Source organism: Paraburkholderia sp. RL18-085-BIA-A, assembly GCF_046027075.1.
GTDB lineage: Bacteria > Pseudomonadota > Gammaproteobacteria > Burkholderiales > Burkholderiaceae > Paraburkholderia.
On record NZ_JARESU010000108.1, the window covers coordinates 1 to 12,396 of the forward strand.

Here is a 12,396-nt window from a genome sequence, read left to right on the forward strand (position 1 = left end):
CGCGGTTCTTGCTACGGTTAAAGGAACAACATACTTTTGACCGGAAGCTGGCGTGTACTTTCCGGCGGACACGTCAGGCGAGGCCTCTTCCGCCGCGCCGTCGAGTCGCGTTCAGGCAGCTTAGGTCATTGCAGCCGCCCGGCCGATCATGGACCGGGCCATTCGCCGCTTCCTGACGACGGGCTTCCGCGTAGCGACGGGCACGGGCAGCGCGCCGGGTGTCACCTCCGGCAAGCGGCCATGCTCTAGAAAGGCGTAAAGCAGCTTGACTGCCTCCGGCTTGCCGCGCTGCTCCAGTTTCCCTAGAAGGGCATACGCGAATGCCTGCAGGTCCTCGCGTCCGTGACACCCCTCGAACTGGAGAAGCGTTTCCCCGACCGCGGCACGAATGCTGTGCTCGTACAGCATGCTCGCGATATGCGAGGCGCCTCGCGCCAGTTCCATCTCATTCCCATCGAAGCGCCGGACTTCGTCGGACGACCGTTTAGGTTTAGCTGCCTTCACATCGCACCCGGTTCCTGCGGCAAGCGCATGCCGCGTCGACTTGCAAATGGCTGAGCGCGCGTCGTCGCGCGCTAGTCCGACCATGTTGACAAGAATGAATAGGGACGCACGGCACATCGACCCCGTGCGCCGCCATTGTCACGAAATGCGGATTACGCGGCTTGGGGCGTCCCGGTGCAAAGCCAGTGAACGTCGAGATTCAGGACTGGTCATACGTAATAGCTCTCAGGTCTCTAGTTTTTGTGTACTTCAGCGCCGCCTGGGTTGCGGCGTCGAATGAAGCTACATGTTCGCCGTGACAGCGTTGTGACGCTTGCTGCCACTTTATTTCCTTGAACAGACGCTTCCCTGCCACTCATTTTGCACCACTATTTATCGGCAGTAGCATCGACGTCAAATGGAAAATAATCCGGTCCGCCCTGCCTGACTGGATAAACGCAAATCCCTGCTGCATATTTCCACTGGCAAAGCACTGCACTCGCCAAGGCAGCGAGTCTGGTGGGCTGCAGCATAGTTCGACGCATCCCGGGGTTTTCACCTAGAGCGCTTCGCATCCTCTTTCCCGGAGCCCGTGGCCGCAGCAATATGGCTTTGTGCAGCGACGAGTTGGTCATCAGTAGTCGCCACCAGCCACAGACGTGCCCGCTCCACGATCCGGCGGTTATGGTCCTTCAACGGGCCCATCGCGGCAGCGGCCTTCCAGACCACCGGGCCGATTCGGCTTTGCCTGCCCGACGGCGCGCCTACCAGCAGGCAGTAAGGTCCCAACGGAAGCGATACAAACGGAAGTGCCGGACTGACGCGCATGCGCCAGTCGATGAAGGGCGTCTCGCTGATAAGCAGCGGTATGGGCAAGCCGTAAAGCACACTGAAGTCGTACAGCGCCAGTTGTTCCGGCATGCCGGCGTAACTACGCCGGATGTCGTCGACAACCGCCGCGCGGATCTCGTCCTCGAACATTGGTTCCAGCGAGTAGCGGGCGAGTGCCTCTCGAGCCTCCAATTGATACGCGCTGAACAGGCCGAGTTCAACGCAGTCCTGCACTGCGCGTTGAACCTCCGCTACAGAACCGGCTTCCTCTGGCGAGCCCAACTGCGCAGCCCGCAAAAACCGGGCAAGTCCCGCCTCCTGGATTGCAGGACCATCCTCGGATACATCGTCTTGAGCGTCCTTACCAAGGGGCACGTAGGTATATTTCTCGGCTGCGAAATGCGATTTCTTGCCTTCGTCAAACTTGATTACGCCATCAACGCAGTCCAAATAGCGAGTCCCGATTCGACCATGCTCCCAAACCCAATTTTTCAGGAGCGGACGTAGTGGATGCAGTTTATCGTGATCGGCCATTGAAACCTCCAGGTGCCCCAGTATAGTTCCAAGTTGCCGATCGTTCTGTGGAGGACATAGCGTTCGATCAATCCGATGGATCGGCCCTTTCCAATCAGGCCAGGCGTAGCCCTGCTGGCTCAGAAGCGACCGGCACGACAGACCAGCATCGGACCCTGAGCCGCCGTTCGAACTCGCCCCACAGCAACGGCTGCTTCCGAGGTACAACCGCCGGTGACCTCATCGAATTTGCCGAGTAGCCGCTCAGCCGACATCAATCCGATGGCAGCAAAACGCGACGCGGTGACCGATAGATCAGGCGAACGGCCGATTTGCATTTGCCCTGGCCCAATCCATCGATCCCCTCGATCACACGCTCGAGATCACATCACCACGGGATCGTTTCGTTTTCCCAGCGCGTGAACGTCCCCGTGGGGCTGTCCGGGCCCAGCAGCGCGACGCGCACCGCTTCGCGAGCGCCCTCCTCGACAGTCTGCGTGCCCGCGTATCCATTGAGGTTCGTCTTGGTGAAGCCCGGGGAGACGGCGTTGACCTTGATCCCCTCCGGCTCCAGCTCGATTGCCATGGCGACCGTCAAAGCGTTGAGGGCCGTCTTGGACGCTGGGTAGACAGGGCCGAAGATCGCGCGGTAGGCAAAGGCGGGGTCTGAGTTCGCCGTTAGCGACCCGACGCCACTCGACACGTTGACGATGCGGGAACCCGGCGTCTCGCGCAGGAACGGCAGCATCGCCTGGTAAACGGCGATAACGCCGAACACGTTGGTGTCCCACACCGCGCGCATTTCTTCGAGGGACACGTTGCTCGCGCGGGTCGTCTTCACGTACTCCTCGACGGACTGCCCGGGCAGCCTTTTTGTATTCGAGATGGCCGCGTTCTGGATGAGCACGTCGAGACGGCCGAACTCGTGACGAACGCGCCCCGCCGCGGCTTTGATCGAAGCCTGGTCCGTCACGTCGAGCTGGAGCGCGTGGGCGTCCGGCCCAACCTCCCGGGCCGCAGCCTCGCCGCGTTCGAGATTGCGCGACCCGACCAGCACAGTGAAGCCGTGTACCGCGAGATCCTTTGCGATCTGAAGACCGATTCCTTGATTGGCCCCGGTGACCAGGGCGACAGGTTTGTCCTGCATGGCAATCTCCTTGTGATATTGCGCAGTAGCACGCAAAAATTCAGAGCGATGGCGCCGATCGTTCAACGAACCTCGGCCGCCCATGCTTCGGCGTCGGCGCCGGCCGGGATGCGCATCGGGGATGACGGGTCGGTCGCCGCACGCCACACGGCTTCGGCGACGTCTTCGGCCCGGGTGATCGGCGAAGACGTATCCTCCAGCGCCGCGAAAACCTTCTTGACGAGATCGGCATAGGCTTCGTGGTCGATGCCGTACATGTGCGCACGGGCGTTCTCGCCGAAACGGGTCTCGGGCGCGCGGCCTGGCAGCACCAGGCGCACCCGCACGCCGAACTGTTCGAGCTCCAGCGCCATCGACTCGGTGAATGCGTTCACCGCGGCCTTGCTCGCCCGGTACGCGCCGATCAGCGGCAGTGCCTTCAGCGTCACGCTCGACGTGACGTTCACGACGACACCGGCCCTACGCTGCCGAAACTGAGGCAGCACCGCTTGCGTCATTGCGATCGTGCCGAGGGTGTTGGTTTCGAAAACCTCACGCACCGTCGCGATCGGGACGAGTTCGGCCGGGGAAGCCGCGCCGAAGCCCGCGTTGTTGACGAGAACGTCGATCGGGCCTGCGGCCTCGACAGCCGCGCGGATGCTCTGTGGATTCGTGACGTCGAGCGCCAGCACGCGCAAACGGTCTGAGGGTGGCAGCACATCGGCACGCGGCGTGCGCATCGTCGCGATGACCTGCCAGTCACGCGCGAGGAAGCAGCGCGCGATCTCGAGACCAAATCCGGAAGAGCAGCCGGTGATCAGCACGGTTTTCATGGGGAAATCCTGTGGGGTGGTTGGCGTGTCCACATACGATAGATCGGCGAGCCCGTACTCGCTACAATCAATCATCCGAATTTCATTTGCAGGAGTCCGGCGATGATCGATCCGCTGCCCGAAGTCGTGACGTTGCTGCAGCCGGGCGCCCGGTTCTCCAAACTCGTGCTCGGCGCGAGCCCCTGGCGCATCAGCCGCTCGGATGCCGCATCGCGATCGACGGACACGAGCCCATCGAACTGCTGTCGGGCGACTTCGTGCTGATTCCAGCGGACTACGGCGTCGCGATGTCGAGTCTCGAGCCACTACCGTCGGGCATCGAGACGCCCGCGCCCGTCGCGCTGGGCAACGGCGAATTCAGAATCGGCGCGCCGGACCGCCCGATCGACGCACGCATGATGGCGGGCCACTGCAGCTTCAGTTCACCGGATGCGTCGCTGCTGATCTCGCTGCTGCCGCAAATCGTGCATGTGCGCGGCGAACAGCGGCTGGCCACGCTCGTGCAACTCCACTTGAGCCAATGGAGGCTAAGGCAACCGGGAGAAAGGCAATGGCGTGCACGGCGACGCGGTGTATGTCATCGCTGGCGAGCGTGTGTGCGGCTTTCGCGCGATCAATGGTACGTCGTCGTAGACGACTGCAGCTTCGTCAGCACGCCGCGTTCGAATCGGAACCAGCCTTGCGAGCTTTGCATGACGACTTCATCGCCTTGCCAGAACACGCGCTTGACCGTCATCCGCTTACCCGTGCGCTGTACAAGTGGCGGATGGTGGCGAAAGTCATACAGCACCGGCCCGGAATCAGTCTGCACGAGCGTGCGCGCGATGGTGTCATTTGCGTTGCCAACGTCATCGAAATGCGAGAGAGTGTTCGCACCGAAGCGATCGAAAATTTCTTTGTCGAGCATCCCCACGAAATCGCGGTCGACGCGCACGAATTGCAGTTTGCCCGAAGGTGTATCGAGCGGGCCGGGCGCGTTGCTTTGCGCATGGACGCAAGTCACGAAAGAGGTGGCTGCGAGCGCAGCGAGGATCAGTCGTCTCATGTTCTCTTTTAGATTGAGCGGCGGTTCCGAGGACGGAGCACGGCCCGTAATCGTTCCTTGGCCACATTGTCGTCAATCTTGCTCGACATGTCGAAGGTCTTTAATTGGCCTCACCCGCACGTAGCCCGCGGAGGTTGAAGCGAAGACTGCGCGACTACGAGAGAAGATCGACAAACTGCGCGAGCAAATGCGCAATCGCGATAGCACCGCAGAAACGTTGGTACTCCAGGCGATGCAGCGCCGACTGGATCGCCGGCCAATGCAATGACGCTGCGACGCCGTACGGTCGAACACGTGTTCGGCACGCTTAAGCACTGGATGCGTTCAACACACTTCCTGACACGCAGGCTCGGTCACGTTGCAGCTGAAATGAGCCTGCAGCTGCTCGCCTACAATTTCCAGCGAGTCATCAGAATACTGGGATTCGCAAAAACGATGCGTGCGATTAAGGTGGCTGGCGCCTGATTCGACGCCGCCAATGACAGTCGCTTTTCGCTGCGCAATCCCGAGCAGGTTTCGTGTTCCTCGACGCAAATCCGAAAGTCTAAGCGGCGGCATTACGGCCCGGCATTAAGCCTACGGAGCCGCACGTTTTTACACAACCTCGGCCGGCCGCAGTCGCTTGCCAATCCGCGCAAACAACTCGGCGACATTGCTATGTGCGGCTTTCTTGATCGTACCAGTCTCAGCTAGCCATAGCTCGGACCCGCCGTGATGCTACGAACATTCGTCGGCACTTCTGCTTTTCCAACCATTGCAGCGATTCCTGTATGACCTCGGCCGGAACCTCGTTGAATGACGCACTGCGAATCAGGGCCTCGCTTGCGGCAATGTCGTTGAACTGTCCCAACTTGTTCTGCACGGATGTCAGCTCCTTGATAGTGTGATCGTGTCCGCCCTTGATAACGGGCTGAAAGAACTCGAGCAGGTATCTCAGCTTTTTGCCCGCCTTTCGAACGTCGTGAAGGTCTTTCTCCTGGGCGGCCTCACTATGCGCTGCGCGCCTGCTTCGCTTTTGAAGTGCGCGCTGGGCCAGACGGACGCGCTTTTCAGCGAACGCTCGGATGGGAAGATCGCTGCAACGCGATTGAAGAGTGCTTTGCGCGCGAAGCAAGACATCGCTCAAGAACGCCTCGATATCGTCGCTTTTGATCATTGACTGGCTATCCACCACCGCCTGCGCACGCTTCTCGCCCGCAGCTGCTACGAGCAGTTCGATCGGTGCGCCTGCCTTTTGCGCGGCTTTCAGAAGATCGCCTGCGATGTCCCAATCACGCGTTCCACCAGCCACCGCAGCAAGGCGCTTGAATTCTTCGGTGGCTTGCGCGGTTGCTTCCTCTCCGAGGTAGGGGGAGTACGCCCAGTACAGAGCACGAAGCTTTCTGAAGGCGACTCGAAGTTGATGGAACCCCTCGGCATCGCCTTTTCTGGATAGTTCTTTTGCCCTTTGCACTGCCTCGGCTACCACCGGCGTCGCCAGTGATGAGAAGGTACTGGCGATGGAGCTCGTTTTTGACAGTGATGAACCGGCCGGCCGCCGGTCGACTTTGAAGCGAGTGTCTGGCCGTGGCAAGGGCCAGTCATCATCCAGATCCATTCCAGCCTCGGGTCGGATAAAAATATGTTTGGATCCTCGGCGGAATCTGTGGGTAATTTGATGGGGATCAGGGAGGGACTGGTCAAAGTAAGGCCGACCTTGGGCAACGACGCAGGAAGCTGGTTTTGTATGGTCGTAAGCGCTCAAATGCCGCGCGTACGACCATCGCATAGCATGGCAAACCGTCGCGGCGTCAAGGGTCTGCTGCGCCGGGCTAAAGCCCGCCCTTGACCGGTCAGATTTCGTGCGGTGTTACGGACACGGTGCCGCACTTGCGCGGATTTGCGCGGTCGTTCACAAGGGGCAAAGGAAGCGATAGAGCTTCTTGCAAGTGGCGTCGAAAGCGCTCTGCGCGTCCTCGTTGAGGTGCCGGGAGATCAACGGGCCACCATATTGATCAATCTGGTTGAGAACGAGCGTGAGGGCATCCATCGCGGCGGCATCCCGATTTTCGTGGCGGACTTCAATGAGATGTCCGCCGAGCATCCAGAGGTGATCGCGGTGGCGATTCAACGTTTTGCGGGCATATCCCTGTGTGAGCAGGTCTTGCAGGAAAGGCGTGAACACTTCGACGAGTGCCTGCCCGGGCGGAATGTCCTCGTCCTCGAAACGCCAGGACGCGGGCCAGTTCTGCAGGTCGGGCACGTAGCGCGCCAGAGCATCCTGATCGGGGGCGACAATAGCGGCTTTCCCCTTGCCGCTGCTGGCCTTGCTAACCATGTTGCTGACCCGCCTGCTCAATGCCTGCCATCATTTTCCCGCTTTCGTTTATGAAGGCGCGCGACTGTGCGAGGCAACCCAGTCTATCGAGATCGACGTACGGCCGCGCAAGGGTTCGAAGCCGATCTGCTCGTGTTGCAATCAGCCCAGTCGGGGCTACGACACGCTCGCCCAGCGTCGCTTCGAGTTCATTCCAGTCTGGGGTTTTGCGGTGTTCCTACTCTATACCATGCGGCGCGTTGACTGTCGTGACTGCGGCGTGAAGGTCGAAGCGCTGCCTTGGGCCAACGGCAAACACACGCTCACGACGGCCTACATGCTGTTCCTCGCGCAGTGGGCCCGCAAGCTGTCCTGGAAGGAGACGGCGCAAAGCTTCCGCACCAGCTGGGAGAAGGTCTTCAATGCAGTAGAGTGGGTGGTCAACTGGGGGCTGAACCATCGCGAGCTCGGCACGGTCCGCGCATTTGGCGTCGACGAAATCCAGTATGGTCGTGGACACCAATACCTCACCCTGGTCTACCAGATCGAGGCCGGCTGCACGCGTCTGCTCTGGATCGGGCAGGAGCGCACGAAAGAAAGCTTCGCCAGGTTCTTCGCCATGATCGGAAAACCGCTATGCGAGAAAGTTGAGTTCGTCTGCTCGGACATGTGGAAACCTTACCTCGAGATGATCGCGCTACATTGCCCCAATGCACTGAACATCCTCGACCGCTTCCACATCGTCGCAAAGATGAACAAGGCGATCGATGAGGTTCGCGCTGACGAAACCCGCCGCATGAACCGCGACGGATATGAGCCGGTGCTCAAGAAGTCACGCTGGTGCCTGCTCAAGCGGCGGGAGAACCTGACCGACAAACAGCGGCTGCGCATGCGCGACCTGTTGCGCTACAACCTGCGTACCGTACGTGCCTGGTTGTTCAAGGAGGAGTTCCAGCAGCTTTGGGATTACGTCTCGCCTGTGTGGGCCGGCAAATTCCTCGACCAGTGGTGCACCCAGGTGATGCGTTCACGCATCGAGCCGATGAAGAAATTCGCCCGCACCGTGCGCGCCCACCGGGAACTAATCCTTAACTACTTCCGTGCGCGCAAGCAGTTCTCCAGCGGCATCGTCGAGGGCTTGAACAACAAAGCGAAAGTCACCATGAGAAAAGCCTACGGCTTCCGAACCTTCAGAGCGACGGAAATCGCGCTGTATCATGCACTTGGCAATCTTCCCGAGCCGCCAACCACCCACAATTTCTACTGACCAAGCATATGTTTTGCCCAGACCTTACCACACAGATATTCGCGCACCGCCATTTTTGTGACGGTTTGATGAAACGCATTTCAAGGTGTGGCCCGTATACCGCCCTCAATTCGCGACGTCGCCGAGCGTCTGCTGTTCTATATTAGGATGCTTGGATACATCAATCATCGCCCGATACGCTGCCGCATCGACCGCGCCTCGACGATACCTGGAAGTAGGAGTTCGGATTGAAGAAACGCGCCACCGTGATCTGTCGCAGAGGTAAGCGAATCCTCATGGTCACACGTAGTCAGTCGAAGTGGGCTTTGCCGGGCGGGATTCTCAAGCGTGGAGAACATCTCTGGGCCGCCGCGCTTCGGGAACTCAAGGAAGAAACGCGGCTTTCTGGAAAATCAGCCAAGTACCTCTTCGACCTCCGCGGCAAGCAGAAACACCATCACGTGTTCTCCTGCGAAATCTCAAATCGCGCCAAAGCTCGCGCCAGTAACGAAATATCCAAGTGTCGCTGGGTTCACCTCGACGACGTCTCTAGCCTCATGACCAGCGGGCCGACGATCGACATCGTGAAGCTCATGAGTCAACGTCGCAGAAAGTAGCGCAATCGACAGGCGCCGATCGACAAGCAACAGACAGTGCTCCCCGAACCGGCCATTCGCCTACACGACTGCAGTTCGAATGCTTTGTGCGCCAGCGCCGTGGGACGGGTCAGACCGCGCTCCTGGTCATTCCTCCACCAACTTGCACCCCTCCGTCCACATAGCGGGCCAGGAGCGAACACGGCCGTGCGAGCGCGTCGTCCTGCAACAGCGTCATGCTCTGTTCGAGTACCAAGGCAAGAGCGCCGGCCGCCACCCATGTTGCAGTATCTTCTAGATGCGACTCCAAGTGATTGAAGTTGCGGCCAGCCCAACATTTGCATCGCCTACGCGACAGGTGTCCGATTGCGGAGTTGGTGTCAAGCGTGGCACGCGCATCGCGCGTGGACACGCGCCATTTGACCAGCCCGTGCGGAGTCGGGGCGCTTTCAATGAGCGGCATGCTTTTTTCGAAGGGCATGCCCTTTCAGGCCGAACAGCATCGCCGGCCACACTGCCCCGTCTCTCGACATGGCGTTGTCACGCTAAATTGTTCGCGACGTAGAACTGCGGGAGATCTCTCCCTCGGAAGCCGGACGGATTCTGGGTGAGATCAGTGAAGCGCTGTCAAGCGGCGAAACGTTCGCCAAGTTATTTGCGATCGAGCGAAGCGCGCAGCAAATGTCGCTTCAGCGCAAAGTGCTGTTCGGACCGAAGTTCGAGAGGAAAGCATGCGTGCGTTCAGGATCGCGGAAGCCACGCATGCATCACTTCACTGAGATCACCCAAGATCCGTCCGCTTTCGAATCAAACGCGGAGCGTTTTCGCTCTTGCGTCGCGAACGCTTTAACGCGACAGCGCCGCCAGACCTCCGCCAAAGGTGTCCACCTATAGCACTGGCGCCCACCATTAGGATTCGCATCTTTATCTTCAACGAATAGTCTATTGTCTCAATACAAGCGGGCTCGCGGTGTCCCTGCGTCCGTTCAGAATCGGGCTAGGATTCTGCACATGCATCAGCGACTGCGCAGGGCTATCGCATAGCGAGCCCGCTCGTGGTCAAATCGCCTCCAATGCCAGCGCAATGCCCTGCCCGCCGCCGATGCAGAGTGTGACGATACCGCGCCGCAGTCCGTCGCGCCGCATCGAATGGATGAGCCGTGTCGTGAGCACGGCACCAGTTGCGCCGATCGGATGACCGTGAGCAATCGCGCCGCCTTCTACGTTGATGATGTCATCCGGCAACCCTAGCTTTTGCGCGACGGCGATTGGCACCGCAGCGAACGCTTCGTTGATTTCAACCCGGTCAACGTCCGCGAGTTTCCAACCCGCCCGTTCAAGCGCGATGTGAACGGCAGGCACTGGCCCGAGCCCAAACATGCCAGGCTCGACTGCGGCAACACCGAATGCGACGAGTCGGGCGAAGGGTTTGATGCCACGCGCTTCGGCGAAGCCACGCTCCGCGACCAGCATGGCCGCTGCGCCGCTGTTCAGGCCTGGCGCATTGCCAGCAGTGATCGTCCCGTCAGGCCGAAAAGCCGGACGAAGTTTCGCAAGCGTTTCGACCGTTGTGTCTGGACGCGGCGCCTCGTCCTGTACAAAGCTCACCGGCCCCTTGCGCCCTGCTACTTCCACGGCGATTATTTCGGAGCTGAAGAAGCCACGCTCTTGCGCCGCGGCAAAGCGCTGCTGTGACCGTGCAGCCCACCGGTCCTGCGCTTCGCGCGTAATCGAGAGTTTCGACACAAGATCTTCCGTGTGCCATCCCGAATGCTCGTTCGAGAACGCATCGACGAGCCCATCCTGCAACATGCTGTCATACACTTGCGCATTGCCCATCCGGTATCCCTGCCGGGCCCCTGGGAGTAAATACGGCGCGCGATCCATATTTTCCATGCCCCCGGCAACGCCCGCGTCGCCGAGTCCGAGCCAGATCTCCTGTGCGGCAGAGACGATTGCCTGCGCGCCTGACCCGCACACTCGATTCACTGTCAGTGCCGGCACTCCCACCGGAACGCCACCGCCAATCGCAGCCTGACGCGCCGGGTTCATCCGGTTGCCAGCCTGAACCACGTTGCCCATCACGACCGCCCCCAACTCCGTGCCATCGAGACCGCTCCGCAACAAGGTTTCGCGCACAGCAGCCGCACCGAGTTCCGTTGCAGGAACATCCTTGAGCGAACCGCCAAAAGCACCGATCGGCGTTCTCACCGGATTACAGATCACTACATCTCGCATGTTCATGGTCATCTCTCTTCAGTAAAGTCATACGCATTGGCTCGCGCTTCGCATATTCGAAGCAGGCTCTCATTCCGGGGCAGGCGTCAGCGTGGCGAGAATTGCGAACTGCGGCGCCTTCACGTCGAGAAGGTACTCGTCAATCCGCGCCACTTGCCACGCAAGCGCTGCCGCAGCGCGAAGCAGTCGCACTCTTCGAAAGAGATCGGTTGAGTCACGCAAAACAGTTTAAATGTGCATATGCACATAGTCAAGTAAACTGTGGAGCAGAAATCCATCCATACGAGTCAAAAGGAGAAGGCATACAAGCTAGTGAGATCGTTGCCTTGATGACAGACGTAAACCTCGGCTTGGCGGGGCTTTTGTACAAGCCCTCACCTGGCTGCGTGCGAAGAAAATCTACGCCAGCGCCTGCGACGCGTCGATGTTAAAACGTATTGCGCGTCAAAAGCCGATGCATGGTCCTTGACGAATAGTCTGAGGGCAGAACTCCGCAAGCAAAATACTTTCGTAGTCGGGGTACATCCGGTCTACGTCTAAACCAGCATGACCGCACGACTCGATCGCGCCCAAGAGCAAGCCCGAAGACCTCGTGGCGCAAGTGCTGCAAGCAGTTTTGAATAACGAGGAAGAGGTGCTGACGGACGATGTTGCGCGCAAGGTGAAGGCGTCGTTGTCTACCGCGAAGCCCGCCTATCTCGGTCTTTGAGCGACATCGCCCAGCGTGTCACAACGAAGCATGTGACCTATCGGGCAACGCTCACGCTCCCTAGCTGGTTGCAAAACCGCATTTCAGGATGCGATCGCTTTTCGAAGCGCTCGCGGGGCTACTGCCGACAGGTCCGGCCTGCTTTATCTATCAATGGCTGACTGCCGACAAAACGGCGGCGCCAGAGGTCTGACCATATTCGTTGCGCGACGCCACGCGAGCTGCGGCATTCTCATTCCAACCGCCACCCAGTGAACGGTACAGAGCCACTGCAGCAAACGCATGCTCCCACTTCGCTTGATTCAACTGGTCCGAGTCCTGCAAATAGGTCTGCTGTGCAGCGCCATTCGATACCCCTCGCCCGACACCGAAACCAGCGCTGAAGATCAGTACGCAGAGCAAAAACGTCGCGCTCAGTGTGTCCGAGGAATCGGTCCAGGGTGTTCAGGTCAGATCTGAGGAAGGCCAGGTTTTCCGGTT

10 protein-coding genes and 4 pseudogenes are annotated in these 12,396 nt (G+C 59.7%); 4 read left to right on the forward strand and 10 right to left on the reverse strand.

Going from position 1 to position 12,396, the window contains the following annotated elements; all coding sequences use genetic code 11:
- Window positions 1-120: 120 nt before the first annotated feature.
- The 4 genes from P0D89_RS39425 to P0D89_RS39440 all read right to left on the reverse strand — a co-directional run bounded on the left by P0D89_RS39425 (window position 121) and on the right by P0D89_RS39440 (window position 3,786).
- A complete protein-coding gene (locus tag P0D89_RS39425) occupies window positions 121-504 on the reverse strand; it encodes a hypothetical protein (RefSeq protein WP_408365196.1) in 384 nt (127 codons plus the stop codon).
- Window positions 505-1,038: 534 nt separating this feature from the next.
- Window positions 1,039-1,848 (reverse strand): hypothetical protein, encoded by an 810-nt coding sequence (locus tag P0D89_RS39430; protein ID WP_408365194.1) that lies wholly within the window; start codon window positions 1,846-1,848, stop codon window positions 1,039-1,041.
- 367 nt (window positions 1,849-2,215) lie between these two features.
- Entirely contained in the window at window positions 2,216-2,974 is a 759-nt protein-coding gene (locus P0D89_RS39435; protein ID WP_408365192.1) for an SDR family oxidoreductase, read from the reverse strand.
- Between the two features lie 62 nt (window positions 2,975-3,036).
- On the reverse strand, window positions 3,037-3,786 hold the full coding sequence (locus P0D89_RS39440) for an SDR family oxidoreductase (protein WP_408365190.1): 750 nt from the start codon (window positions 3,784-3,786) through the stop codon (window positions 3,037-3,039).
- A 102-nt stretch (window positions 3,787-3,888) separates the two neighbouring features.
- Between P0D89_RS39440 and P0D89_RS39445 the strand changes: the two are divergent.
- Window positions 3,889-4,325 (forward strand): annotated as a pseudogene (locus tag P0D89_RS39445) (cupin domain-containing protein); the annotation flags it as partial.
- A 74-nt stretch (window positions 4,326-4,399) separates the two neighbouring features.
- Here the strand turns inward: P0D89_RS39445 and P0D89_RS39450 are convergent.
- Window positions 4,400-4,831: a hypothetical protein gene (locus P0D89_RS39450; protein ID WP_408365188.1), complete on the reverse strand. Its 432-nt coding sequence runs from the start codon at window positions 4,829-4,831 to the stop codon at window positions 4,400-4,402.
- 220 nt (window positions 4,832-5,051) lie between these two features.
- Here P0D89_RS39450 and P0D89_RS39455 point away from each other — a divergent pair.
- Window positions 5,052-5,296: pseudogene (locus P0D89_RS39455) on the forward strand (transposase); the annotation flags it as partial.
- Window positions 5,297-5,516: 220 nt separating this feature from the next.
- Here the strand turns inward: P0D89_RS39455 and P0D89_RS39460 are convergent.
- Both P0D89_RS39460 and P0D89_RS39465 read right to left on the reverse strand, forming a co-directional pair.
- Window positions 5,517-6,428 carry a CHAD domain-containing protein gene (locus tag P0D89_RS39460; protein ID WP_408365186.1) on the reverse strand — a complete coding sequence of 304 codons (912 nt, stop codon included), beginning with the start codon at window positions 6,426-6,428 and terminating at the stop codon, window positions 5,517-5,519.
- Window positions 6,429-6,722: 294 nt separating this feature from the next.
- Window positions 6,723-7,148, reverse strand: coding sequence for a hypothetical protein (locus P0D89_RS39465; RefSeq protein WP_408364196.1), 426 nt, complete (start codon window positions 7,146-7,148; stop codon window positions 6,723-6,725).
- On the opposite strand from P0D89_RS39465, the gene P0D89_RS39470 reads away from it, so the two are divergent.
- Window positions 7,147-8,394 (forward strand): ISL3 family transposase, encoded by a 1,248-nt coding sequence (locus P0D89_RS39470; RefSeq protein ID WP_408364198.1) that lies wholly within the window; start codon window positions 7,147-7,149, stop codon window positions 8,392-8,394. The genes P0D89_RS39465 and P0D89_RS39470 overlap by 2 nt on opposite strands.
- 227 nt (window positions 8,395-8,621) lie before the next feature.
- Entirely contained in the window at window positions 8,622-8,990 is a 369-nt protein-coding gene (locus P0D89_RS39475; RefSeq protein ID WP_408365184.1) for an NUDIX hydrolase, read from the forward strand.
- A 606-nt stretch (window positions 8,991-9,596) separates the two neighbouring features.
- Here the strand turns inward: P0D89_RS39475 and P0D89_RS39480 are convergent.
- The 3 genes and pseudogenes from P0D89_RS39480 to P0D89_RS39490 form a co-directional block, all read right to left on the reverse strand.
- Window positions 9,597-9,733 (reverse strand): annotated as a pseudogene (locus P0D89_RS39480) (IS6 family transposase); the annotation flags it as partial.
- A gap of 295 nt (window positions 9,734-10,028) precedes the next feature.
- Entirely contained in the window at window positions 10,029-11,213 is a 1,185-nt protein-coding gene (locus tag P0D89_RS39485) for a thiolase family protein (RefSeq protein ID WP_408365182.1), read from the reverse strand.
- A gap of 853 nt (window positions 11,214-12,066) precedes the next feature.
- Window positions 12,067-12,258 (reverse strand): annotated as a pseudogene (locus tag P0D89_RS39490) (hypothetical protein); the annotation flags it as partial.
- Window positions 12,259-12,396 lie beyond the last annotated feature (138 nt).